Source organism: Anaerolineales bacterium (assembly GCA_016928575.1).
GTDB lineage: Bacteria > Chloroflexota > Anaerolineae > Anaerolineales > RBG-16-64-43 > JAFGKK01.
In genome coordinates, this window is sequence record JAFGKK010000002.1 from 62,025 (window position 1) to 87,579 (window position 25,555).

The window sequence follows — 25,555 nt, forward strand, 5'->3', positions numbered from 1 at the left end:
TTTTCCGCCTCACCCCTATCCCCCGTCCCCTCCCCCCTCTCCCGGCATATGCCGGAAGTGGGGGGAGGGGACGGGGGTAGGGGGCGAAGAGGATCATGATCGAAGCCGACGGGTTGACCAAACGCTACGAACGGATAACCGCGGTGGACCGCCTGAGGCTGAGGATCGGGCGGGGGGAAATTCTCGCCCTGCTCGGGCCCAACGGCGCGGGAAAAACCACCACCACCCGGATGCTGGCGGGGATCCTCCGGCCGGATTCGGGAGGCGCCCGCGTCGGCGGATTCGACGTCCTCGCCCAAACCGAGTCCGTCCGGGCGGCGGTGGGCGTGCTGACCGAACAGCACGGCCTCTACAACCGGATGCGCTGCGGGGAATACCTGGATTTTTTCGGCGCGCTCTACGGCCTTTCACCCCGCGAACGGAAGGAGCGCGCCGGCCGCTTGCTGAGGGACCTGCGCCTGGACGTGGATTCGGACGCCTGGCTGGCCGAGTTTTCCAAGGGGATGCGCCAACGGCTGGCGCTGGTGCGGGCCCTCCTGCATTCCCCGCGGATCCTCCTGCTCGACGAACCCACTTCAGCGCTGGATCCGGAATCCGCGCGCGTGGTCCGCGATCTTTTGCGGTCGATGCGCGCAGACGGGTGCGCCATCCTGGTGTGCACCCACAATCTTTCGGAAGCGGAGGAGCTTGCGGATCGGATCGCCATCATCCGCCGCGGGCGCCTGATCGCCGAAGGGACGGCCGGCGAACTGCGGGCCCGGATGCTGGGTCCGGCCGTGTTCGAGCTGCGCCTGGCGGAGGCAAACGACGACCTGGAGCCCGCCTTCGAGGGGCTGGCGGGGGTGGTGAGCCGCGAACCCGGTCGGATCCGGTTCCGCGCGGCGGATCCGCGCCGGTCCAATCCGGAGATTCTCCGCCGGGCGGCGGAGCGGGGTGCGATGGTGATGGAGCTGCGCGAGATCACCCCGTCGCTCGAATCGGTCTACCTGCAGGCGGTGGCCGAGGACGAGCGGCCGGAGCCGGCCGGGGAGGCCCGATGAACGCGCCGGCAGCGGCGGTCTCCCTGCGCTTCCGGGCGGCGCGCCTAGGGGCGCTGGTCAAACGGGAGGTGCGCGACCAGCTCCGCGATTGGCGGGTGGTCATCCCGATGGCCATCCTGACCCTCTTCTTCCCGGTCCTGATGAATTTCGCCGCCCGGGCGGTGATCAATTACGTCAACCAATACGGCGGGCAGGTGGTGGCCGAGGCGGTCTTCCCCTTCCTTTTAATGATCGTCGGTTTCTTCCCGACCTCGGTCGGCCTGGTGATCGCCCTGGAGAGCTTCGTGGGGGAGAAGGAGCGCTTCAGCCTGGAGCCGCTGTTGGCGACTCCGTTGACAGATCTCGAACTGTTCCTCGGCAAGGTCTCGGCCTCGGTCCTCACCCCGCTGGCGGCCGCGGGATTGGGGATCACGGCCTACCTGGCGGGGATGTACTTCCTGGCCGGCTGGTTTCCGCCGCTCGAGCTGCTATTCCAAATCGTCATCCTCACCGCGGCCCACGCCGTGTGCATGGTTTCGGCCGCGGTGGTCATCTCGGCCCAGACCAACTCGGTCCGCGCCGCGAACCTGCTGGCGTCGTTCGTGATCGTCCCCTTCGCGCTGCTGATGCAGGGCGAAAGCATGGTGATGTTCTACCGCATGTACGGGGCGCTGTGGTGGGTGATCGCCGGGGTGGTCCTGCTGGCGGTGATCTTCATCCGCATCGGCCTGCGCCAGTTCCGGCGCGAGGAATTGCTCTCGCGCGAAGTCGAGGAGTTGCGCTTCGACCGGATGGGCGCCTACTTCTGGCGGGCCTTCAGCGGGGGCGCGCGCCATCCCCTGGCCTGGCACCGCCTGGCCGTCCTGCCCGCGCTGCGCCGCACGCTGCCGGCCTTTCCGTGGACGGCGGCGGCGCTGGCCCTCGGCGCCGTCCTCGGGATCGTTCTTTCGGAGCGGTTCCCCATCCCGGCCGAAGCGGTCAATCTGCAGGCCCGCCGGGGGGAATTCCTCGAGGCCTTGGAATCGATCGGCTTCTTTACCGCGGGCGGAACCTGGATGATCTTCACCCACAACCTGCAGGCGATCTTCCTGGCCTCGATGTTGGGGATGATCTCGCTCGGGATCATGGGTCTGGTGGTGCTGATGCTGCCGATCGGGATCATCGCCTACGCCACGGCGGCCATGGCGGGCGCCGGCGCTTCACCCTGGATGTTCTTCCTGGGGTTCGTCCTGCCGCACGGGATCGTGGAGATTCCGGCGATGTGGATCGCCGGGGCCGCCATCCTGCGCCTCGGCAACTGCCTGCTCGCCAAACCCGAAGGCCGGTCGCTGGGGCAGATCTGGCTGCAGGCGCTGGCGGATTGGCTCTGCGTGCTGCTCGGGGCGGTTCTGCCGTTGCAGCTTCTGGCCGCCGTCCTCGAAACGTGGGTGACGCCGCTGGCGGCCGCCGGAGTGATGGGATGGTGAGGCTGTTGGTCCTTGGATCCTCCAGCGCGGTGACGGCCGAGAACCGGAGGCCGACCCAATTGGCCTGCCTGGGCGCGGAGCACGGCCTGCTGATCGATTGCGGCGCATCCCCCTGCGGCAGGCTGGAGGACCTGGGCGCGGACGCCGGCCGGATCGATGACGTCTTCATCACCCATTTCCATCCGGACCACGCCGCCGGACTGCCGGCCTTCCTGATGGAATCCGTCTTGCGGGGAAGGCGCGCGCCGCTGAGGATCCACGCCGGCGCGCAGACCGTCCGCAAGCTGCGCCGACTGACGGCGATGTTCGGATGGGGGAGGATGCCGGAGCGGTTCCCCCTCCGCTACCACAGCGTGCCGCGCGGCCGGCGGGCGGCCGTTCTCGAGAACGGCGATTTCCGGGTTTTCGCGGCGCCGGTCCGCCACGTCGTTCCCACGCTGGCCGTGCGGGTGGAGCTCATCCGCGCGCGGAGCAGTTTCGTCTACTCCGCCGACACCGAACCCTGCGCCGCTCTGGTGGAGCTGGCGCGGGGTGCCGACCTGCTGATCCACGAGGCGACGGGGGAAGGGACGGGCCACAGCAGCGCGGCGCAAGCCGCGGCGGCGGCCCGCGACGCCCGCGCCGGTAAATTGCTTTTGATCCACACCGATCCGCGCGCGGACGGCGGGGCCCTGCTGGCCGAGGCGAACCGGATCTTCGACGGCGAAACCGCCCTGGCCGCGGACAAAATGGAGATCGATTGGTGACGGGCGGCCGCCCGGCGGGGCGTCTTCGGCGCGCCGCGGGCAAAATCCCCGGAAACACGCGTGATACAATAAACAGTCAACGGCCCAAGAAAGGCGGCGGTTATGGTTACTTCCTCGGTCGACCTTCTGGAGCATCGGGGCGAAACCGGCGAACTGCACACCGGCCCGCTACACAAGCACGAATACATCACCACCCGCTACGTCTGGATCCGTCATTCCCACATCTGGCGCCCTCCGACGGACGTCTTCGAGACCGAACAGGCCATCCGGGTCCAGGTGGAAGTGGCGGGAATGGAGAAAGCGGATTTTTCCGTGACGATGGAGGGGATGGGACTGCGGATCTCCGGCTGCCGGAAGGCTTCCGCGGAACGCAGGATCTACCACCAGATGGAGATCCATACCGGGGAATTCCTGACCGAGGTGGAACTGCCGGTGAGGGTCGAGCCGGATTTCATCCAGGCGGATTACCACGACGGATTCTTGATCGTCGAATTGCGTAAAACCCGAACCCCGCCGGACAACGCCGCCTGACGGGACCGGACCGAAAGAAAGAACATTGCCCATGCCGGCCTCCCGGTGGACGAACTCCACGGAAGAATTGATCGAAGGAATCGCCGAAGCCCCGCTTCCGGCGGACATCGCACTGCCGTCGATCACCACCCAGATCCAGGAACCGGCCGAAGCCGAGGCGGTTCCCAAACCGGAAGGGGGAGAAGCGGAATTCCACATTCCCGATTCGCTGCCCATCCTGCCCCTGCGCGGCGTCGTGGTCTACCCGCAGACGGTCGTGCCGCTGACGGTCGGTCAGCCGCGGTCGATCCGCCTGGTGGACGACGCCACCGTGGGCGAGAAGATCATCGGCCTGGTCACCTCCAAGGATCCGGAGCTCGCCTCCCCCGGCCCGAACGATTTGTTCCCGATCGGGACGGCGGCGATCGTCCACCGCCTGTTCCGCGCTCCGGACGGCACCATCCGAATCGTGGTCCAGGGGCTGTCCCGCATTCGGGTCCTCGAGTACGTCGCGGAGGAGCCGTACCTGAAGGCCCGCGTGGAGCTGGCGCCGGAAACGGTGGACACCGGGCTGGAGGTGGAAGCCCTTTCGCGCAACGTCCGGGACCAGTTCGCCAAGATCGCCGAGCTGATTCCCTCCGTGCCGCGCGAGCTGGTGACCACCATCGTCAGCCTCGAGGATCCGCTTCAGGTGGCCTACACCATTTCCAACTACCAGCGGATGGACCTGGATCAGGGGCAGAAGATCCTCGAGATGGATTCGGCCGCCGCGAAGCTGAAACTGCTCGTCGGCCTCCTGACCAAAGAGCTGGACGTGCTCCAGCTCGGGGCGAAGATCCAGGAGGAAGCCCGCTCCGAGATCGAGAAGGTCCAGCGCCAATATTTCCTGCGCGAGCAGATGAAGGCGATCCAGAAGGAATTGGGGGAAACCGACGAGCAGGCCGCCGAGGTCGCGGAACTGCGCGCCAAGGCCGAGGCCGCCGGCTTGCCCGAGGAAGCGGCCGAACAGGCCAAGCGCGAGCTCGAGCGGCTGGCGAAACTGCCGACGGCCATGGCCGAGTACGGCGTCATCCGCACTTACCTGGATTGGCTGATCGCACTGCCGTGGAACAAAGTGACGGAAGACGACCTCGACGTAGCCCACGCGCGGCGGGTGCTCGACGAGGACCATTACGCGCTGGACGACGTAAAGAAGCGGATCCTGGAATACTTGGCGGTGCGCAAGCTGAGGCTGGAACGGAAGGGGGAGATGCCTTCGGGGTTGCGACCGGGGGACGCCATCCGCCGCGAGCGCGAAGGGGCGATCATGTGCTTCATCGGCCCGCCGGGGGTGGGCAAAACCTCGCTTGGCCGTTCGATCGCGCGCGCCATGGAGCGCAAGTTCGTCCGCATCTCGCTCGGCGGAGTACACGACGAGGCCGAGATCCGCGGCCACCGGCGGACCTACATCGGCTCGATGCCGGGGCGGATCCTCCAGGCCCTGCGGCGGGTGGAGAGCCGCAATCCGGTGTTCATGCTCGACGAGGTCGACAAGCTCAGCTCGGATTTCCGCGGGGATCCGGCGGCGGCGCTGCTCGAGGTGCTGGATCCGGAGCAGAACCGCGAGTTCCGCGACAATTACCTGGAGGTGGCCTTCGACCTCTCGCAGGTGCTGTTCATCACCACCGCCAACCAGATCGAAACCATCCCCGGGCCGCTGTTGGACCGGATGGAAGTGATCGCGATCCTTTCCTACACCGAGCGCGAGAAAATCGAAATCGCCAAGCACTACCTCATCCCGCGCCAGCTGCGCGAGAACAGCGTCCGCGAAGGGGAGGTGGAATTCGGGGAGGACGGCCTGCGGACCCTGATCCGCCACTACACCCACGAAGCGGGGGTGCGCAGCCTCGAGCGCGAGATCGGCTCCATCTGCCGCAAGGTGGCCACCGCCGTGGCCGAGGGCAAGGCGATGCGCGAAAAGATCACCGCCGAAAAGGTGGCGGAGTACCTCGGCCCGAGCCGGTTCTTCAACGCCGAGGAGGTCCAGGAACGGACCTCGATTCCCGGGGTGGCGACGGCTCTGGCCTGGACCCCCGTCGGCGGGGACCTGCTCTTCATCGAGGCGACTCAGATGCCGGGCAAGCGCGGATTCCAGCTGACCGGCTCGCTGGGGCAGGTGATGCAGGAATCCGCCCACGCCGCGCTTTCCTACGTGCGCTCCAAGTCGAAATCCCTGAACCTGCCGGCCGATTTCTTCGACACCCACGACATCCACCTGCACATCCCCGGCGGCGCCCAGCCCAAAGACGGGCCGTCGGCCGGGATCACCATCGCCACCGCGCTGGTGTCGCTGATGGCGGGCCGGCCCGTGCGTTCGGATATCGGCATGACCGGCGAGATCACCCTGCGCGGGAAGGTGCTGCCGATCGGCGGGGTGAAGGAGAAGGTGCTGGCCGCCCACCGCGCCCGGCTGAAGACGGTCATCCTTCCGCGCCGGAACGAAAAGGACCTTAAGGGCATCCCGGACGACGTCCGCAAGGAGATGATGTTCGTCTTCGTAGATACGGTCGACGAAGTCCTCCGCCAGGCCCTCTCGCCCGAATCCGGAAACGGAAGGCGGGCCGGTTCCGCGGCCAAAAGGCGGATTCCGGGGAAGGGGCGGAAAAACGGCGCCCGGCGGGCGAGCGGCGGGAAGCGCTGAAGGCTTCCCCTTCCGACCGGGAGCAGGCGGACAGCATTCGGGCGGATTTGGAGGAACGGAATGCCGAAAATATTGTTGTTGGAAGACGACCGCGATATGACCATGCTCCTGCAAACCCTGCTGGAGATCGAGGGATACGCGGTGCGGTCGTACGACGCCAAACGCCCCGCCGCGGCGCAGGTCGAAGAAGAAAACCCCGACCTCGTCCTGCTGGACGTGCATCTCGGCGGCAAGGACGGGGTGGAAATTCTGCGCGAGATCCGGCAAAATCCGAACCTGAACGATGTACGGGTGGTGATGACCTCCGGGATCAACCTGACCGAGGAGTGCCTGCAGGCCGGCGCCAACGCCTTCATCGTCAAGCCGTACATGCCGGAAAATCTTCTACGCCTGCTCGCGGCGGTGCTTGCCGCGCCGGCCGACCGGATTCACCGGGAGGAGAGCCCGAAACCGCCCTCCTCCGCATCCTTTCAGAGATTCCTCTAGAGAGCCATGAGCCGAAAAAACCGCCAGTGGTACACCGTTGACCTGCATTTGCACACCCCCGCCTCGTCGGATTACCAGGAGCCGGGGGTGGACATGCTCGACATCCTCCGCCGCGCCGAGGCGCGCGGCCTTTCGGCGATCGCCGTCACCGACCACAACACCGTCGCCGGCTACCGCCGGATGCGCGAGGAGATCGTCTTCCTGGAAACGCTCGAAAAGGGCGGGCGGCTGACGGCCGAGGAGCGGGCGCGGCTGGAGGAATTCCGCCGCTTGCTGGGGAAGCTGGTCGTCTTTCCGGGGTTCGAGTTCACCGCCACGTTCGGGTTCCACATCCTCGGCGTGTTCCCGCCGGAAAAGAACGTGCGCGAGATCGAGCACATCCTGCTCGACCTGAACATCCCCTCCGACCGGATCGACCTCGGATCCGTGACGGTGGGCGCCTCGGCCGACGTGCTGACCGCCTACCGCAAGATCGATGAAGCCGGCGGACTGGCGATCGCCGCCCACGCCAACAGCACCAACGGCGTGGCGATGCGCGGATTCGATTTCGGCGGCCAGACCAAAATCGCCTACACCCAGGATCCGCACCTGCACGCCCTGGAGGTGACCGACATGGAACAGCGCGGCCGGCGCTCGACCGCCGCCTTCTTCAACGGCGCCAAGCCGGAATACCCGCGGCGGATGCACTGCATCCAGGGATCCGACGCCCACCGCCTGAGGACGGACCCCGCCAACCGTAAAAACCTGGGGGTGGGGGACCGGACCACCGACGTGCTGCTGCCGGAGCTTTCTTTCTCCGCCCTGCGCGACCTGTTCCTGGGCAACGATTTTTCGCGCACCCGGGCCCACCGGGCTTCCAAAGAAGAGGAGACGGAGGCCTTCGATTTCATCCAGAACGCGCGCGAGGAAGGCCCGACCATCGTCCAGGACTTCCACGAGAGCATGGCGGAAAAAGGCGGCAAACTCTACGAGGTGATCGCCAACGTGTGCGCCTTCGCCAACACCAATGGCGGGACTCTGTTCGTTGGCGCGCGGGCGGATCCGAAGGCGCCTCCGGCGGGGGTCCCCGACGCGGCCAGAGCGACGGCGATGCTCGAGCGCGAGATCGGGCGCAGGATCACGCCGGCCCTGCCGGTGACGGTCGACGTCCAGGAATCGCGCGGAAAGCACATCATCCGGGTCATGGTTCCGCGCGGGGAGGATCCGCCCTACGCCGTGGAGGGCAGCAAGATCTACGTCCGCAACGAAGATGAAACCGGCCTGGCGGTGCGGGACGAGATCGTCACGCTGGTGGGGCGCAAAGCGCGGGCGCAGGCGCCGCCGCCGGCCGAGGCCCCCGCCGCGCCGACATCGGCCGAACCGGCCGCGGTTCCCGCAAGCGAGCAGGAAATCGCCGCCCCGCGGACCGGGGTGGAGGTGGTCTCGTTCGAGGAGCGCGACGGCGTGCGCTACTACACCGTGCGAGACCTGCGCAACGGCAGCATGGTGAAGAACGTCACCCTGGCCTCCTCGCGGCGGCTGTGGCATTACGCACTGGAAGAGCACGCCAAGCTCCCGGCCCCGGAAACCTTCGGCTGGCAGGGCGACCTGGCACTGCTCAAGAAGCGCACGCGGCGGGGGGATGAGAGCTACGACCTGGTCCAGCGCACCCCGAAGGGCATCCGCTATTATTTCGGCGTCAGCGAGGACGGGATCCACGGCGAGTGGAAGCGGCTGGTGGGCGCGGAAGAAGAGTAGAAAAATCGGACGATGGACCTTGGACCAAGGACCAAGGACCATGGACCATAGACTATAGAAGATCAACTTATCCTTGCGTGATCGGTTGTTGTTTTCCCGCTCTTACAGACTGCGCGTTTTATGCCACGTCGTCCCCGCGTTATCCTGGCGGGAACATCCCCGCACCAGACCCATCCAAGTCCATTTAAGTAGTATGGCGGATCCGAATTGACCGACGGTTCTCCGGGATCGGGCGTGGACCGGATCGAGTACCGCCAAAACGGTTCGGAGGAATGGATTTTATTCACCGATGACATCCTGCTCAACTCCTCTGGATATCATGCGCTGCAATTTCGGCCCATCGACAAAGCCGGCAACATAAATGAAAGCGATCTGCTTGAAATTTGGGTGGATCTTGAATCGCCGATTAGCTCGGCCGCCGTTACGGGGGAACAGGTATCCGAAAGCCAATACGCTCCCGGTGCGCTGGTGGAGGTGACTGTCGAGAACCCGCCGCTCACCGATGGCAATCCGGGCTCTGGATTGAAATACATCGAGTTCAGCTTGGATGCGGAAAACAACTGGCAGGCATATACCGATCCCATCATGCTTGACCAATCCGGCCCGCATACCGTCTTCTTCCGCGCAATGGATTTGGCCGACAATGTCGGAGCGACACAACAGATCGAGGTCGAAATCGTTGCGGACGTCGAACCGCCGACGATGGAGGTATTCGCCGATCCTATGGAACTCAGGCCGCCGAACAGCAAGCCTGTTCCGGTGCGGATCTTCGGCACGGCCTTTGATACGGGAAGCGGCATCCAAAGCATCCATATCGAGGTGATTGACGAATACGGCGAATGCCAAACGGTCGTTCAATAATTTTACCGGGGCGGTTTCAAGGACCGTCCCGGTCTTTTTTCATCAACGGGGAGGGGGCAATCAACATTCGAAACCCCAGAGTGTTTAGGAAGGGTGGGGGCTGGGCTGATGCTTGAAGATATCCGCCGATGGATTTCTGGATGCCCGCCAAATGCATGCGGGCATGACGATCATTTTTTCTTGCTTATGCCAGGTATGGAAAGAGGGAGCGCCAGTCCTTTCCGGAATTCGGATCCAACGCGATAAATCCGGAGAGAAGTTGGCCGCTTGTTGCGCCGTCCCTTGGAAGGAAAATCGATTGCGGGCTGACCTGCCAGCCGGTCAGGGGCGTGGGGGAAAGGTCCGGCGGAAGCCAGGCCGGTTGGAGCGCATACACCTGCTCCAATCCGGCGAGGAAATTCCACTCTCCGGCCCCGTCCAGGATGACCACGTCGAACCGTTGCGAGAGGACGGCTGCGGTGATCTCGTCCAGAAGGATTTTCTTGCCGCGGTTGGGCGCATCGCCGCGCAGGACGTCCCACAGCGCGGCTTGATGGGCGAGCGCCGGCTTGCCGGCCAGGACGGCGTACCCGGTATGGTAGGGAACGTACACCTCGCCGGGGAATTCGGCCAGGTACTCGACGAACGCCGCTCCGCTTTGGAGGTTTTGCTGCGTGGGAAGCTGATCCGCCGGGGAATAGCGGAGGTGGTAGAGCTGATACAGGGCGGCGGCGGTCAGCAGAATGCTGGCGGCGTCGCGCAGGAACTCCGGCCGCTTCCACAACGCGGCCGCGATTCGGTCCCAGCCGATTCCGAGCAAGATGCCGATCACGGCCACCGAGGGCAGGAGGACGTTGTCGAACCCGCCGGCTTTGATCCGCGCCAGGAAGGAGCTCAACAGCGCGCCGGCCAGCAGCGCCAGCCATTGCCAGAATTCCTTCCGGCGCTCGCGGAGGATGAGGACCAGCCCGGCCGCGCCGATGCTGAGCGAAACGAAGTAGTGCCGCAGGATGTTGGTCGTCCAAAAGCCGAGGGCCACCTCGCCGCCGAGCCAATCCGCCTGCGCCCCGAGGATTTCGACGGTGTAAAAGGAATACCAACCGTCGCTGGCGGCATGGAGGATGCCGGTGACCACGACCAGCGGCGCCAGAAAGCCCGCCAGCATCCAAGCGGATCGGCGGCGGTATTGCGCCATGTGGACGAGGAAAAACGGCAGGACGGCGACTGTCATTGATTGCTTGGCGAGCACCATCAAGGCCGCGATGCCGCCCGCCGCAACCCACCGGAACCGGTTTGCGGATTGTGGAAGCGCCCAGCAGAACAGCACCAACAGCGCGATGGACAGCGAATCCACCCTGCCCACGTCAAGCCAGGCGCCGGTGATGCGGTAAGAGGCGGCCAAGAGCCCGGCGGCCAGCGCGGCGGCGACGAGGTTGCGGTTGCGCCGGAAGACGAGCGCAAACGTTCCGGCCATCGCGGCCAGCGAGGAGAGGACGGATACCAGGCGCAGGGAAAAAAGGCTGTCCCCGAAAATGCGGGCCGCGGATGCGGAAAGGTAGAAGTAGAGCGGGGTGTAGATGAAGGGGGTGAATTCGATCGACGGCGGGCCGTAGACGGTCTGCTCGGCGAGGATCCGGCTCACCTGTCCGGCGAACCCGCCTTCGATCCATTCCAATTCGTACGGATAGCCCATCCGCGCCGCGGCGAGGCACAGGTAGACGGCCAAATATCCGCAGACCGCCGCCAGCGCCAGCGCGGTCAGGCCGAGGAGCAGGACGCGGATGGCGGCCCTGGCGCGAAACAGAACATCCAGTATGGTTTGGATCATGGGTTGCTTTTTTCTGCCGCGAGAAATTATAACATCCGGGGATCCGTGGAGTGCACGGAATAGAAAAACGATTGTACGGATGCAACCGCTTTTCCTGGCCCCGCATCCCTTCCTCCCGTCACTGTCCCGCGCTCCACGCGGGACAGTGACGGGATTCATTCTCCCAGCCTCACCTCAGTGGACGGAGGATTGCGATACTCCGAGTCTGTCGGCTGGGAGTGATGGGCTGGGAGAAGGTGCCCGGACCCGTCCCGGAGCGGAGCGACGGGAGGGCGGAGGCGGGGAGATATCCGCGGTTAGGATTGGATGACCTTCCGCTTGCGGGTGGCGATCTTGTACGCCATCCAGACGATCAGCGCCGGAACCGCGAAGGGCAGCCATACCGCCAGGTAGATGAACGCGTCCACCAGGAACTGGCCGGCCTTCACCGCCATGCCGCTTGCGCGCTGGAAGGTCGCGCCGGGATCCCAGACGTAGGGAACGGGCTCGGGCGTCGGGGTCGGGGTCGGGGCGGCGGGGAGGGAGGGATCGAATTGCACGGTGATCGTCGAATAGGCCGCCCGTCCGGCGAGGTAGCGCATCCGGCCCTGCACCTGTTCGATCTGTTCTTCGATCGCGGCCAGTTCGTTGTTGATCCGCAGCGATTCCTCAACCGTCTGGGCTTGATCCAGGAAGCCGCGGATGCGGTCGCGGGTGGCCTCGAGATTGTGCAGGCGGGATTCGAGGTCGACGTATTCCTCGCTCACGTCCTGGCCGCCGGCGGTCTCATCGAGAACCCGAACGCCGAGCGAGCGGATCCGCCGCAGGGCCGTCTCGAACATGTCGACCGGCACGCCGATGGTGTAGGTGGCGTATTTGAAATTCTCCCCGCCGGCGGGCTGATACCAGATCCGGTTGCTGATGATGTAACCGCGGGTGTCGGAGACGATCTGGGTGAAGCGGTCGATGGCTTGGTCGGTGTCCGCCACTTCCAGGCGGACTTGGGCCTGCTTGATGATCAGCGGAGACCCTCCGGCCCCGCCCGCCGGAGCGCCGCTCAAATCCGCCGCGGGGGCCGCGCTCGCCGGCAGGCGGGGGAGTCCGGCCTCGTCGGCGGCTTTTTCCCCGACCTCGCCCGGTTGGACGGCCGCATCGCCGGAATCGGAGAAGGCCTGCAAACCCGGGGAGAGAGCGTTCCGCGCGGATTTATCGGCGGCGCAACCGGCAAGCAGCGCGGGGAGAAGAAGGATGAAAACGGCGGGAAGAACACGGTGCGCGGACATGGTTGCCTCCTGGATGCAGATGTGGATATCCAGGAAGACGCCGTGCGCCGCGGCGAAGTTCCCGCCGCGGGAGGGGTCAGGCGGCCGAGCCGCCTGGAGCGGGGGGCGCGCCCAGGGACTGCGCGCGTTCGCGCATCACCTGCCGCAGATCCCGGATGTCCTTGGGGATCACGCAGACCGTCCCCACCAGAAGGACCGTGCACAGCGCCCAAGCCGAAGTGCAAATGAGCAAGATGGACGTGTGCATGGAGTAGGCGGAGGCGATGATCCCGGCCAGCGCCGGGGCGGTCGCCGCGCCGGCGTTTTCGATCAAATATTGGACCGCGAGGGCAGTGCTGCGAACCTCCGGCACGGTCACATCGTAGACGGTCGAAACGACGTTGGGGGAGGAGAAGGGGATCACCAGGGCGGTCAGGCACAGCAAAACGAAGAAAAGCAGCTTGTCTTCGGCCGGGACCAGCATTGTCAGCCAGAGGAACACCGTGCCGGTCAGCACGCCGATCAGGCAGATGATCACCCGGCCGCGGGGCGTGCGCTTGAACAGCGAATCGCCGAGCAATCCGCCGAGGAAATACCCGCCGGCGAGGATCAGGACCGCCGGCGCCATGGTGATCAGGCGTTCGGTTTCGGTGTAGTTGCGCTCGGTCTCAAGGTAGTAGAGGAACCAGGTGGTGATCACGTTCCAGGGGAAGACGCCCACGAAGCCCTGGGCAAAGAGCAGCAGCAAACCGCGCTTGCGGAACAGGCCGAGGGCGAGCTTTTTTTCGAAATGAAACACGCCGACGTTTTCCAGCCCTTCCATCTCCGGCTCGCTTTTCCCGCGGGGCGCCTCGCGCACCCCGAAGAAGATCACGAAGGCGAGGAGGATGCCCAAGGCGCCGGTGGCGAAGAACAGGTTGCGCCAGCCGACGAGCCCGCCCAGGACGAGGGCCAGGATCATCCCCAGCAGGTATCCGAGCGGTTGGGCCAGCTGCAGGATGCCGTAGATCTTCGAACGCATGGTGGGAACGAAGTAATCGGCGATCAGGCTGTAGAGGCCGGGGTAGGAGGAGTTGTCGATGCCGGAGGCGGCCCGCGCGGCCATGAACGATGGGTAGGTCGGGGCAATTCCGCTCAACCAGGTGGTCGATCCCCAGACGAAGGAGGCGATCCCGAGCAGTTTGGCGCGGCTGAAGCGGTCGTAGAGGAATCCCCACAGCGGGTAGAGCACCGCCGCGACCAGGAGCGATCCGCTCATCACGAAGCCGATCTCCTTCTCGGTGATCCCGAAGGTGTCCATGATGGGCGAGAGCAGGGAGTTGATCATCAGCATGTCGGTTTGGTGGAGGAGCATGAAGAGGAACATCACCAGGACGATGAACCAGCGGGGATTGAGGTTTCTTTTCACGGCGTCACCTTTTCCGATGGGATTGGGATGGGCGTTGGCGGGCACGGTATGAGTATAGCAGGGTGTGGATTAGGCGCGGCAAGTTTTCCGCGGGCTCCGCCCCGGCCCGCGCCTTGCGAGGGTTGGATAGACCGCGGCGAGGTTGGGGAAGCGAAGCGTCCCCGGCCCGGTGGGTTTGCCGGAACGGGCTTCGCTTCTCCGGTCGCCCCCGCTCCGCGAGGAGATCCAGGCGATGAAATTGTATGCGGCTTTTTTCGGCACTCAGACTGGGTCAAGAAATCCACCGGGGGCATTTTTCTTTCGCCTAGCCGGCCTTAAGGCCGAGTCGGTCTTAAGCCCGACTCGGGCTGTACGATCCCGAAATGGAAGAAAACCCTTTGAAAATGGATATTTTGGATGGGTTTTGGCCTATCCTTGACCAATTCCAGGCGGATGGATATAATTTCCCCACCAAGATAAACCTCCAACCATGAGCGCGTGGGCGGTGCCCCATGCGCTTGTTTTGCCTGCGTTAACCCGGCAGGGGGTGTTCCGGGTCCAAGCCTCGGATTTCTACCCGGAGAGTGAATAGTGGAAGCCAAAGGTATCACGTCGCTTAAGGTGACTCTTGCCTCCCCCGATACGATTCGCAGTTGGTCCTACGGCGAGGTGACGCGGCCGGAGACGATCAACTACCGGCGCCTGCGGCCCGAGAAGGACGGCCTGTTCTGCGAAGCCATCTTCGGTCCGACCCGCGATTGGCAGTGCTATTGCGGCAAATACAAGAATGTGCGGCACCGCGGGGTGGTGTGCGACAAATGCGGCGTGGAAGTCACCCGTTCCTCTGTCCGCCGCGAGCGGATGGGACACATCGAGCTGGCCGCCCCGGTGGCCCACGTATGGTACACGCGCCGCGTGCCCTCCTACCTCGGACTGCTGCTCGACATCAGCCGCCGCAACCTGGATCGGGTCCTCTATTTCGCCCAGTACGTCATCACCCACGTGGATGAAGACGCGCGCCAAAAGGCTCTCAAGCGGCTCGATGAGGAGCTGGCCAAGGCGGAAGACAAGCAGGGCAACGAGATCAACCAGAAGATCAAGCAGGTGAAGGTCCAGTTGGATAAGCGCCTCGGCGACCTTGACGAAAAGATCAAAAACGCCAAGGAAAAATTCGACGAGGACGTCAGCGAGCGGCTCGATCCGCTGATCAAAGAAGGCCAGCGGCTGGAAGCGTCGCTCAAGGAAAAGCAGGGCTCGACCATCCGCGTGCCGATCGAGTTCGCGCCCACCAAGACGACGATCGCCGACAAGGGCGAGACGATCGCCGCCAAGCACATCGCCGTACTGCAGAAGGCGGTCAAGGGCCGGCTGGAGGAGATCGAAAGCGAGCTGAAGGAAAAGCGTGACAAGGCCGTCGACAAGATCAAAATGGACAAGGAGAAGGCCAAGGCCGAGGCCGAGGAGGCGCTGAGCCAGTTGCGCGGCCAGATGGAGGACCAGACCCAGGAAGCCCGGCAATCTCTCCTCCAACAGCGCGACGAACTGCTGGAGATCAAGAAGCTTTCGTTCATCGGCGAGAGCCGCTACCGCGAACTCAAGACCCGCTGGGGCCAGGTGTTCAAGGCCGAGATGGGCGCCGAGGCGTTCTACGAGATCCTGCGCAACCTGGACCTGGACAAGGAATCCGAGACGCTATGGAAGGACGTGCGCACCACCAAGAGCAAGCAGCGCAAGAAGAAAGCCTCCAAGCGGCTGAAGGTGGTGGAGGCGTTCCGCCGCTCGCACAACCGGCCGGAGTGGATGATCCTGACGGTCCTGCCGGTCATTCCGCCCGAACTGCGACCGATGGTCCAGCTAGACGGCGGACGGTTCGCCACCTCGGACCTCAACGACCTTTACCGACGGGTGATCAACCGCAACAACCGCCTAAAACGGCTGATCGAGTTGGGCGCGCCGGATGTGATCGTGCGCAACGAAAAGCGCATGCTCCAGGAGGCGGTGGACAGCCTGATCGACAACTCGCAGCGCGGCAAGGCGCTTTCGCGCCGCGGCCGCCGCGAGTTGAAGTCGCTCTCCGACATGCTCAAGGGCAAGAAGGGCCGCTTCCGCCGCAACCTGTTGGGAAAGCGCGTGGATTATTCCGGCCGCTCGGTGATCGTCGTCGGCCCCAAGCTTAAGCTCTACCAGTGCGGATTGCCGAAGGTCATGGCGCTCGAGCTCTACCGGCCGTTCGTTATCGCCAAGCTGGTGGCCTACGGCTACGCCAACAACGTCAAGGGCGCGCGCCGGTTCATCGAGCGCGAACGCCCGGAGGTGTGGGAGGTGCTCGAGGAGGTGATCCGCGACCGCCCCGTGCTTCTCAACCGCGCCCCGACCCTTCACCGCCTGGGCATCCAGGCTTTCGAACCGGTGCTGGTGGAAGGCAAAGCGATCCACATCCATCCGCTGGTGTGCGCCGCGTTCAACGCCGACTTCGACGGCGACCAGATGGCGGTGCATGTCCCGCTCTCGGAAAAGGCCGTCCTGGAAGCGCGGTCGCTGATGCTCTCCACCAAGAACCTCTTGAAACCGGCGGACGGCGAACCGATCGTCGGCCCGACCAAGGACATGGTGCTCGGGGTGTATTACCTGACCCTGACTGATCCGCGACTGGAATTGCAGGCCGCGGAAAAGCGGCCGCACTTCGGGAGCATGGAAGAGGTGGAGCTCGCCTACCGGCTGGGCAAACTGAGCCTGCACGCCCCGATCACCCTGCTCGCTGCCACCTGGTTCAGCGAAAAGGGCGAGCGCTATGCGCGGGCCCAGAAGCGCCTGACCCAGACCACGGCCGGCCGGGTGCTGTTCAACCTGATCCTGCCCGAAAACATGCGTTTCGTGAACCAGAATCTCGATAAAAGCTCCCTCCAGAAATTAGTGGCCCAGTGCTATCAGGTCCTTGGTTCGGAGGCCACCATCGAGGTGGTGGACCGGATCAAGGAGATCGGGTTCCATTTCGCGACCCGCTCCGGCACCACGATCGCCGTCTCCGACATCACCGTGCCGCCGGAAAAGCCGGCCATCATCGACCATACCCTCGAGGAACAGGCCCAGCTGGAGAAGGATTTCCGCCGCGGACTGCTCACCGAGCAGGAGCAGAACGAGCGCATCATTGACCTGTGGCAGAAGGCGCTGATCGACGTCACCGACGCGGTCCGCCGCCACATGAATCCGACCGGCAACCTGAGCACCATGGCGCTCTCCGGGGCGACCAAGGGCGGATTCGGCCCGATCTCCCAGTTGGCCGGCATGCGCGGCCTGATGGCGGATCCGGCGGGGCGCATCATTCCATTGCCCATCCGCTCGAATTTCCGCGACGGCTTGACCGCGCTCGAATACTTCATCTCCACTCACGGCGCCCGCAAGGGTTTGGCCGATACCGCCCTGCGCACCGCCGACGCCGGCTACCTCACCCGCCGGCTGGTGGACGTGGCCCAGGATCTGATCATCATGGACGCCGATTGCGGCACGGAGGAGGGCATCCACATCCGCCGCAAGGACGACGTCGCCGGCCAGACCTTTGATTCGCGCCTGTTCGGGCGGATCACCGCCCAGAAGGTGGTGGACCCGAACTCGGGCGAGCTGATCGCCGGGCGGAACGAAATCATCTCCCAAGAGCAGGCCAAGCAGATCACCGCGTCCGGCCTGGAAGAGGTGGTCGTCCGCTCCCCGCTCACCTGCACCCTTAGGCACGGCCTGTGCCAGATGTGCTACGGGCTGGATCTCGGGCGCGGACAGCTGGTGGATATGGGCGTGGCGGTGGGCATCGTCGCCGCCCAATCGATCGGCGAGCCGGGCACCCAGCTCACCCTGCGAACCTTCCACACCGGCGGCGTGGCGGCGGGCGGCGACATCACCTCCGGCCTTCCGCGCGTGGAGGAATTGTTCGAAGCCCGCAAGAAGCCGAAGGGCGAGGCGATCGTCACCGAGATCGGCGGGATCGTCGAGGTCCACCGGTCCGAGACCGGCCACCGGACGGTGAAAATCGTCTCCAGCGAAATTCTGCGCGACGAGTACCAGGTGCCGGGCAACTGGTCCCTGAAGGCCGAAGACAACACCACCGTCGAAGCCGGCGCGGTTCTGGCCACCCGCGGCGAGGCGGAAATCGTCGCCGAGCACGCCGGGAAACTGCGCGTTCGCGAGCACAAAGCGGTGGTCACCTACGAACACCGCGAGGAAGCCGAATACGAGATCCCCAGCGGCGCGCGGTTGATCGTCGCCGAAGGCTCGCGGGTGGAAGCCGGGCAGAACCTCACCGAAGGCTCGCTCAATCCGCACCGCATCCTGCGCATCCAGGGCCGCGAAGCCTGCCAGCTCTATTTGCTGACCGAAATTCAGAAGGTCTACCGCGCCCAGGGGCAGAACATCAACGACAAGCACTTCGAAGTGGTCCTGCGCAAGATGCTGGCCAAGGTCCAGGTGGTCCGCCCCGGGGATACGGAATTTCTGCCGGGCGAATTGGTGGAGCGGTTCCGGCTCCAAGACATCAACGAAAAGCTGCTGACCGAGGGGAAACAGCCGGCCACGGCGGCGCCGGTTTTGCTGGGGGTGACCAAGGCGTCCCTCTCGACCGATTCTTTCCTCTCCGCGTCCTCCTTCCAGCACACGATCAAGGTCCTGGCGGGTGCAGCGATCGAAGGGCGGCACGATCCCCTGCTCGGATTGAAGGAAAACGTGATCATCGGCAAACTGATCCCCGCCGGAACGGGGTATCGGGTGGAAGAGGAGCCGGTGGAAGAGGCGGCCACGCCCGACCCGGCGGCCGAATGACGGAGACCGGAAGCGGCTCCGGCTTCCGATTCTAAAAACGAATCGAGGTGATGACGACGGGGCAACACGGCATGGCGCTCTTGTTCACCACGCTTGTGGTGCGGGAATGGATTCTCGAAAAACAAAAAAGGGATTCAACCAACGAGGTGAATGATGAAAACGAAAACCCCTGCCAAGCCCCGCCGGAACCGCGCGCCTTTCCGCGCCGGACCCCAGCGCAACAACCGAACCGGGTATAACGGCGTCAGCGTAACCTACACCAAGGGCAACAAAGGCCGGACGGTCATGCCGGTGGTGAGCGTCTATTACAAGCTGAAGGGGAAAGTGCACAACAAGCGGTTCTACATCCATCTGTTCCCCTCGAAGAAGGCGGCGATCGCCGCCGCGGTGAAATTCCGGAAAAAGATGGAAAGGGAAATGCTCCGGGAACGGAAGGCCAAATCGGCCCGGAAAGTAAAGCGCTGATCGGGCGCGGTATGAGACAAAGCGGCTCCCAGAGCCGCTTTTGGTTTCCCTTGGGGACCCTAAGGGTTCCCAAGGGTTGGCGAAACCCTAAGGGTCGTGAAAATTCCGCCCGATTTTCAGGAATTCAATGTAAACAGCGAGGATTGGGCGGGTGGGTCCCGCGGGAGCGTGAGTATGGCCTTCCATTGCATCCCGATGCTTGCGAAAACAATAAAACCGGGAATTTTACTTTTCGGTGATATTATTAGGTAATCTTTTTTCACTTCCTAACCGGATCGATTTTGCATTTTCCGTCGGACACTAGTAAATTGCCACGAAACCGGACCGAACAGTGGTGAAAATTCTTCCCCCACGCTTCCAGACTTCCGATTAAGCCATTATTTGGAGATACATATGACAATGAATAAACGCAATGGAAACAACATATGGGTAAAGGGCGGCCTAATCCTTGTTGTTGTGCTGATGAGTTTGGGTGCCTGCCTGGGAATCCGATCCGTCGTGGCGTGTCGGGAATTGGGATACTTTGACCTTTCCTGGTCGCCTGGAGAGCGGATCGCTTATACGCGGGCTGACTACTTCAGCCCAATCCCCCTTTGGCCCTTCCCGCCCGATGATGTTTATATCATCGATGAAAATGGTAGTGAAGAAAAGGCAAACGGCGATTTTGTGGATACTGTCAATCTGGGATGGTTGCCGGACGGGCGCCGCTTGGCATTTGCCGGCGGTCGATCATCCGGATGCTTTATCGCTGTTTTTGACGACGATGAAAATTCCCCGACGTGTGTTAACGATAGCACCCCCATGGCGGCACCCGCTTGGTCGCCGGATGGGACTCGCCTGGCCTTTTGGTCAACCGAACTCGTCCTGCAAATCATGACCAGTGACGGCGCCAACACAAAAGAATATCCCTACATTACCGGCACAATCTACAATGATCTCAGTTGGTCGCCGGATGGGATGTTCATCGCCTATGTGACCAATATATTTGGTAATTTAGAAATATACAAAGTACAATCGGATGGAAATTCGCCAAAACGGCTGACCGACGAGTTTTCCGACGATTGGTCCCCATCATGGTCACCGGATGGGACGCGAATAGCTTTCCTGTCCCGGCGCGGCGGATACATGGGGGGACCTACACCGGAAAGCAAATGCGGCATTTCCTCAGGGTGCGGTTATCCCAAAACATACACGATGAAATCCGATGGGACGGATGTAAAGCTTCTCATCGATGCTCCGGCCACCGATTGGCGTGCGAAGTGGTCGCCGGATGGCTCGAGGATAGTCTTGGTATCCGAACGCGACGGCAATCCGGAAATTTACATCGTTAACCCGGATGGCAGCGGTCTTGTGCGGCTGACGGACAATCGATACGAGGATTCCTCGCCCGTGTGGTCGCCGGACGGGACGCGAATCGCGTTTACTTCGAAGAGGAACGGTTTCCTTAACATCTATGTCATTAACGCGGATGGGACCGGGGAAATCCAATTAACGCGAAATCCGTCGAATGCCCCTTGCCTACCCTGACCTTTCCTGGTGCCACAACCGGGGCCTCGTCGCTTCATTCTTCCGAAAACGCGTTTCACGACCGCACAATCTTGATTCATCCGTGCGGCGGCGGGAGTTTAGACAACCCTTAGGGTTCCCAAGGGTTCCCAAGGGTTGGCGGTCAGGCGCAGGAAGCCGCGCCGCAGAAGGGCCGTCCGCCGATCCACCGGATGCCCGTACTCGGAAGCCAGGAACCCGGCGGCCAGGACGAACCCATGCCGCGCATCCGCCGGGCTTTGCCGCAAGGCCCGCCGCCAGGAGGTTTCCCAATCGTCGAAGAACTTATCCAGCGAACTCCCGGGTCCGGCGCGGTGGATCAGGTCTTTCGGCAGGACCGCCTGCCAGCCGCGCGGAGAAAAGGGGTGCTGCAAACGGACATAGAAGATCAGGCTGTCGTGCGTGGTCGCGGTCCGGGCGCGGCGATACAGATGAAAGACCATCATCCGCCCCAACGGATCGCTGGTTCCTTCCAGCAAAAACCCCCCGTCGCATAAATATCCCGTCAGCGTTTCCAATGAGGAGGAATATTCCGCCTCCGGATACTGGCGGAGGACGTTCATCGCCCGGATCACCGCCGCGCGTTCCCCTTCGCGGAGCGGCAGATTAAATCCCCCCAGCCGGAATTCGATCCCCGGCCCGGACGCCTCCCGTGCGGCGGCCACCCGCGCCGGATCGATTTCCACGCCGAGGAACCGAAGATTCGGATTCAAGCGCCGCAGACGGGCTGCGGATTCGAGTGTCGTCTGCGGCGTTTCCCCGTAGCCCACATCAACATACAAGGCGGAAAGGGAGCGGATGAATTCGGCGTGGCACAGCGACAGATACGCATCAGTCGGCCGCAGGCGGTTGGCGGAGGTTTTGCCGCGGGTGGGAAGGCCGAGCGGTTTCTTCGAACGGAAAGGATTCCGTTTGAGCCCGTCCTTCCAGCCGCCTTTGGATCCGGAGGAATGCGGGGATATGGATTGCAGGGGGGAGGATGGATGGGGATTTACCTTCCGGCTGGACATCGATGATTCGGAAACCATTCCAATCTTTCCCGCCTTCCCTTCTCCCATGGGAAGGGACGGTGGGGCGGGAGGCGAGGGGTCAGCTCAGCAGCCCGACTTCCCGCAACCGGACCTCGAGGATCCGGCTGTCGGAAAAATCCGTCAACCGGAGATTTTCCGGATCCCATCCGGCGGCCGCCTCGTGGGGAATCAGGCCGACCAACTCGGACTTCTCGATCTCCGCGCCGAGGGACGCGGCTTCGGCGCGGACGGCTTCGAAGGCTTGCCGGACGGATGTCCGGCGGTAATCGGTCAGGTTCATGGAAACTTGGGCCAACCCGCCGACCGGCAAGCCGAGCGCCTTGAGCGCCGGAAGGCCGCCGGAGGAGGCGCGGATTTTTTCGGCGACGGCGCGGGCGATCTCCACATCGCCGGTTTTCAGATACACGTTGAAGGCTATCAGCGGGCCGCGCGCGCCGACGGCGGCCGCGCCGGCCGGTCCGAGCCGGGCGGGGCCGAAATCCGGCCGCCGGGCGGGATCGGAACCGATCGCGGCGGCGAGTCCTTCATACCCTCCCCGGCGGATCGCCGAGAGGTTTTTGCGCTCGGGCCGGGCGGCGGCTTCGCCGTAAAGGTAGACGGGGATTTCCAGTTCGTCGCCGATCCGGCGGCCGAGCGCGCGGGCGAGCTCGGCGCAATCTTCCATGGAGGCGCCCTGCAAGGGGATGAACGGGACGACGTCGGCGGCGCCGATCCGCGGATGAACGCCCGTGTGCCGGCGGAGGTCGATCCTTTCCGCGGCGCGCCGGACGGCCGCAAAAGCGGCTTCCAGCATTGCCGCGGGATCCCCGGCCAGGGTGACGACGGTCCGGTTGTGGTCGCGGTCGCCGGAGGAATCGAGCAGGCAGGCGCCGGGGACGGCGCGTGCGGCGGAGAGGATCGCGCCGATCGTTGCCCCGTCGCAGCCTTCGGAAAAGTTCGGAACGCATTCGACCAACGGTCCCGCCAACGGATCCTCCCGGGAAGGAAAAAGCACCGCGGACGGCGGTGCCTCAGGCGGAGAGGGTGGGATTTGAACCCACGGAGCCTTTCAGCTCACGCGCTCTCCAAGCGCGCGCATTAGACCGGACTATGCAACCTCTCCAGGTGTTGCGCGCCGGGGTCTCCGTCGGCGCGCGGGGATTATACCACCCCCTCACCTGCCCTCCCCAAAATGGGAAAGGCGGAAAACCCGTATCCCGTGGTTCCTTTTTCCCATTTTGGGGAGGGTTAGGGCGGGGTCAACAGCATCTTCTTCAGGTCCTCGATCACCGCCACGGGACTCGGATCGGTGTTGTAGAGGAAAGCCAGATAGAGGGCGGCGTAATCGCCGAAGTGCAGGCAGGTGTACATTTGCGAGAGCGGCCCGCCGCCGGAACCCTCGATCACCTCGGTCTGCCATCCCTGGCGGGCGAACAGGCCGCGGGTGATTTCGATCCGCCGGACGTTGCGCGGGTGGTTGCAGGTCGACCGCAGGAACACCGCGAACGACCGCTCGATCACTTCCCCCGGCTGGACCGTGCCCGCGACGGTGTTGTGATCGAGCTCGGGCAGTTCTTCGAACTGACTCCAGGCTTTGGCCACCTCGGAAACCTGCCCTTTCCAACGGCGGGCGACCGGCGCCAGATAGTCCGCGCCGAAAACGATCACCGACTTGCCGGGCCATTTGGCGGCCAGCTGCTTTGCGGGATTTTCTGCGCTGGGCATCCCCGCGGCGATGCTTTTCTGCTGGTTCCGCATCGCCGCCGCGGCGGCGGCAACATCCGCCGCCGGATCCGGGATCAGCCCGAGCCGGACGGCCGCCGCGCAGGGCAGTGCGAAGGTGTATCCGACCGCGCTGCGCGGTTGGCCGCGGTAGGAGAATTTCCACAGCGGAACTCCGTCCTTTTCCGCCTCCGCCGCCAGCTTGCCGCCGGTAGTCATAGCCAGCAACGCGCATTTGTTCTCCCGCGCGGATTGATAGGCTGAGAGGGTCTCCTCGGTGTTTCCGGAATAGGAGGAAGCGATCACCAGCGTCTCCGGGCCCTTGGCCCAGGCCGGAAGGGAATAATCGCGCCAGACCGTGACCGACGCTCCGGAAAGCGGCGCAACGTAGGCGGAGAGCAGAGAGCCGCCGATGGCCGAGCCGCCCATGCCGGTGATCAGAACCCGCCGGACCTTCTTGTAAGAATCCGGGAGCGGGAAGGATTGCCCGGCCTGCCAGGCTTCCTCGAGCTGGTCCGGCAGGCGGTCGATCGCGCCGAGCATGTCTTGCGCGTCGATTTTCTTCATGGTCTGCAAGTCGTCTAGGATCATGAGTCCTCTCAATTTTTTCCCCCTACTATTCTTTCGCCGTTTGAAAAGAGTCAAGAGTATACACCGGATTGTCTGACTCGCGTCCGCCCCGTGAAATATCCGGTTAGTGGAAAAGGGGGATCGGGATGATCATGAAGCGGTGTGTTCCAAGAGGGATCCGGTTGCAAAACCCCTGGATCCCGGCTTGGAACCCCGCTTCCCACGCTTCGCGAGGGCGGGCGCGGGGGAGCCACGCCGGGATGACGATCCAACGACTGCCGGGTATCGATCACAACGCCCTCTCTACCTTTGTAGACCGATCTTGGAGAAAAAGAACCCTCTGCGGCATCCTCCCCCGATTGCAAGGCAAACGGGGGAGATAAAGGCGTCCGACATCCTACCCCGGTTACGCGGCAGGCGAGGGAGACGAAGGCGTACGACATCCACCCCCGGTTGCGCATCAAACGGAAAGGACGAAGGCGTCCGACATCCTCCCCCGTTTGCGCAGCAAACGGGGGAGACAAAGGCGTCCGGCATCCTCCCCCGGTTGCGCAGCAAACGGGGGAGGACAAAGGAGGGGGAGCGGATTAGGAGTGAATCAACCTATACACATCCCGCTTGTTCCAGCCGCTTTGGTTGGCGATCTCTTCCGCCAGTTCTCCGGCCGGCCGGCCGCGCTTTGCTGCGCGCTGCAACGCCGTGCGGACGTCCGCTTCCGTCCATTTTTGCGCCTCCTCCGCGCCGCCGATCACCAGCGTGATCTCTCCGAGGAGCGGATGGGCGCGGAAGTGCGCCAGCACATCCGGCGCCGTGCCGCGCACGAATTCCTCGTGCACCTTGGTCAACTCGCGGGCGACGGCCAGGCGGCGCGAGCCGAGGGCGGCGAGGATATCCTCCAGCGATTCCACCAACCGGTGCGGCGCCTCGAGGGCGACCAGAGTCCGGCGCTCCCCGGCGAACCCGGCAAGCAGAGCCCGGCGTTGGGCGGATTTCCGGGGCAGGTAGCCCAAGTAGATGAAGGAGTCGGTCGGCAGGCCCGAGGCGGTCAGCGCGGCGACCGGGGCGCACGGCCCGGGAATGGGAGTTACTTTATACCCGGCATCCAGGGCGGCGAGCACCAGCTCGTAGCCCGGATCGTTCAGCCCGGGCGTCCCGGCGTCGCTGACCAGCGCCACGTCGCCTTCCGCCAGCCGGGCGAGGATCTCCTCCATCCGCGCCAGTTTGTTGTGCTCGTGGTAGGAGATCCTCGGCGTGCGGATGCCGTAATGGGCGAGCAGTTTCGCCGTTTGGCGCGTATCCTCGGCGGCGATGCAGCCCGCCTCGCGCAGGACGCGCAACGCGCGGGCGGAGACGTCCTCCAGATTGCCGATCGGCGTGGCAACCAGAAACAGCGTTCCCATGGCGGCGGGATTTTAACATAGATCGCTTGTCCGGGGCGATGGTAAAGAAAGGGGAACGGAAAAGGGGATGATTGTTGTCTCTCCACCAGATACCGCC

18 protein-coding genes and 1 tRNA gene are annotated in these 25,555 nt (G+C 64.0%); 11 read left to right on the plus strand and 8 right to left on the minus strand.

Annotation, left to right across the window (positions count from 1 at the left end):
- The first annotated feature begins 95 nt into the window (after positions 1–95).
- The 8 genes from JW929_00320 to JW929_00355 all read left to right on the plus strand — a co-directional run bounded on the left by JW929_00320 (position 96) and on the right by JW929_00355 (position 9,505).
- Complete coding sequence (locus tag JW929_00320; protein ID MBN1437827.1) at positions 96–1,040, plus strand: ABC transporter ATP-binding protein; 945 nt, start codon at positions 96–98, stop codon at positions 1,038–1,040.
- The gene (locus tag JW929_00325; GenBank protein ID MBN1437828.1) at positions 1,037–2,485 is read left to right on the plus strand and encodes a stage II sporulation protein M; all 1,449 of its coding nucleotides are present in this window, start codon (positions 1,037–1,039) and stop codon (positions 2,483–2,485) included. The genes JW929_00320 and JW929_00325 overlap by 4 nt, the downstream gene beginning before the upstream one ends.
- Positions 2,479–3,231 (plus strand): ribonuclease Z, encoded by a 753-nt coding sequence (locus JW929_00330; GenBank protein MBN1437829.1) that lies wholly within the window; start codon positions 2,479–2,481, stop codon positions 3,229–3,231. The genes JW929_00325 and JW929_00330 overlap by 7 nt, the downstream gene beginning before the upstream one ends.
- 102 nt (positions 3,232–3,333) lie before the next feature.
- Positions 3,334–3,762 (plus strand): Hsp20/alpha crystallin family protein, encoded by a 429-nt coding sequence (locus tag JW929_00335; GenBank protein ID MBN1437830.1) that lies wholly within the window; start codon positions 3,334–3,336, stop codon positions 3,760–3,762.
- A 31-nt stretch (positions 3,763–3,793) separates the two neighbouring features.
- Positions 3,794–6,421, plus strand: coding sequence for an endopeptidase La (gene lon, locus JW929_00340; protein ID MBN1437831.1), 2,628 nt, complete (start codon positions 3,794–3,796; stop codon positions 6,419–6,421).
- Positions 6,422–6,481: 60 nt separating this feature from the next.
- Positions 6,482–6,907: a response regulator gene (locus tag JW929_00345; GenBank protein ID MBN1437832.1), complete on the plus strand. Its 426-nt coding sequence runs from the start codon at positions 6,482–6,484 to the stop codon at positions 6,905–6,907.
- A gap of 6 nt (positions 6,908–6,913) precedes the next feature.
- Entirely contained in the window at positions 6,914–8,644 is a 1,731-nt protein-coding gene (locus JW929_00350) for a putative DNA binding domain-containing protein (protein MBN1437833.1), read from the plus strand.
- Positions 8,645–8,878: 234 nt separating this feature from the next.
- Positions 8,879–9,505 carry a hypothetical protein gene (locus tag JW929_00355; GenBank protein ID MBN1437834.1) on the plus strand — a complete coding sequence of 209 codons (627 nt, stop codon included), beginning with the start codon at positions 8,879–8,881 and terminating at the stop codon, positions 9,503–9,505.
- A 184-nt stretch (positions 9,506–9,689) separates the two neighbouring features.
- Here the strand turns inward: JW929_00355 and JW929_00360 are convergent, their stop codons facing one another.
- From JW929_00360 to JW929_00370, 3 genes are all read right to left on the minus strand, one after another.
- Positions 9,690–11,312 carry a glycosyltransferase family 39 protein gene (locus JW929_00360; GenBank protein ID MBN1437835.1) on the minus strand — a complete coding sequence of 541 codons (1,623 nt, stop codon included), beginning with the start codon at positions 11,310–11,312 and terminating at the stop codon, positions 9,690–9,692.
- 296 nt (positions 11,313–11,608) lie between these two features.
- Positions 11,609–12,574, minus strand: coding sequence for a DUF4349 domain-containing protein (locus JW929_00365; protein ID MBN1437836.1), 966 nt, complete (start codon positions 12,572–12,574; stop codon positions 11,609–11,611).
- A 76-nt stretch (positions 12,575–12,650) separates the two neighbouring features.
- Positions 12,651–13,961 (minus strand): MFS transporter, encoded by a 1,311-nt coding sequence (locus tag JW929_00370; GenBank protein MBN1437837.1) that lies wholly within the window; start codon positions 13,959–13,961, stop codon positions 12,651–12,653.
- 570 nt (positions 13,962–14,531) lie between these two features.
- Here JW929_00370 and rpoC point away from each other — a divergent pair.
- From rpoC to JW929_00385, 3 genes are all read left to right on the plus strand, one after another.
- A complete protein-coding gene (gene rpoC, locus JW929_00375; protein ID MBN1437838.1) occupies positions 14,532–18,746 on the plus strand; it encodes a DNA-directed RNA polymerase subunit beta' in 4,215 nt (1,404 codons plus the stop codon).
- 153 nt (positions 18,747–18,899) lie between these two features.
- On the plus strand, positions 18,900–19,211 hold the full coding sequence (locus JW929_00380; GenBank protein MBN1437839.1) for a hypothetical protein: 312 nt from the start codon (positions 18,900–18,902) through the stop codon (positions 19,209–19,211).
- A 399-nt stretch (positions 19,212–19,610) separates the two neighbouring features.
- Positions 19,611–20,738, plus strand: coding sequence for a PD40 domain-containing protein (locus tag JW929_00385; GenBank protein ID MBN1437840.1), 1,128 nt, complete (start codon positions 19,611–19,613; stop codon positions 20,736–20,738).
- A 98-nt stretch (positions 20,739–20,836) separates the two neighbouring features.
- On the opposite strand, the gene JW929_00390 is transcribed toward JW929_00385, so the two are convergent.
- From JW929_00390 to rsmI, 5 genes are all read right to left on the minus strand, one after another.
- Positions 20,837–21,784 carry a hypothetical protein gene (locus JW929_00390; protein ID MBN1437841.1) on the minus strand — a complete coding sequence of 316 codons (948 nt, stop codon included), beginning with the start codon at positions 21,782–21,784 and terminating at the stop codon, positions 20,837–20,839.
- A gap of 61 nt (positions 21,785–21,845) precedes the next feature.
- Complete coding sequence (gene ftcD / locus JW929_00395) at positions 21,846–22,754, minus strand: glutamate formimidoyltransferase (GenBank protein MBN1437842.1); 909 nt, start codon at positions 22,752–22,754, stop codon at positions 21,846–21,848.
- 48 nt (positions 22,755–22,802) lie between these two features.
- Positions 22,803–22,889, minus strand: a tRNA-Ser gene (locus JW929_00400).
- A gap of 125 nt (positions 22,890–23,014) precedes the next feature.
- Positions 23,015–24,079, minus strand: coding sequence for a bifunctional phosphoglucose/phosphomannose isomerase (locus JW929_00405; protein ID MBN1437843.1), 1,065 nt, complete (start codon positions 24,077–24,079; stop codon positions 23,015–23,017).
- 566 nt (positions 24,080–24,645) lie between these two features.
- Positions 24,646–25,458 carry a 16S rRNA (cytidine(1402)-2'-O)-methyltransferase gene (gene rsmI, locus JW929_00410; protein MBN1437844.1) on the minus strand — a complete coding sequence of 271 codons (813 nt, stop codon included), beginning with the start codon at positions 25,456–25,458 and terminating at the stop codon, positions 24,646–24,648.
- Between the last annotated feature and the right edge of the window lie 97 nt (positions 25,459–25,555).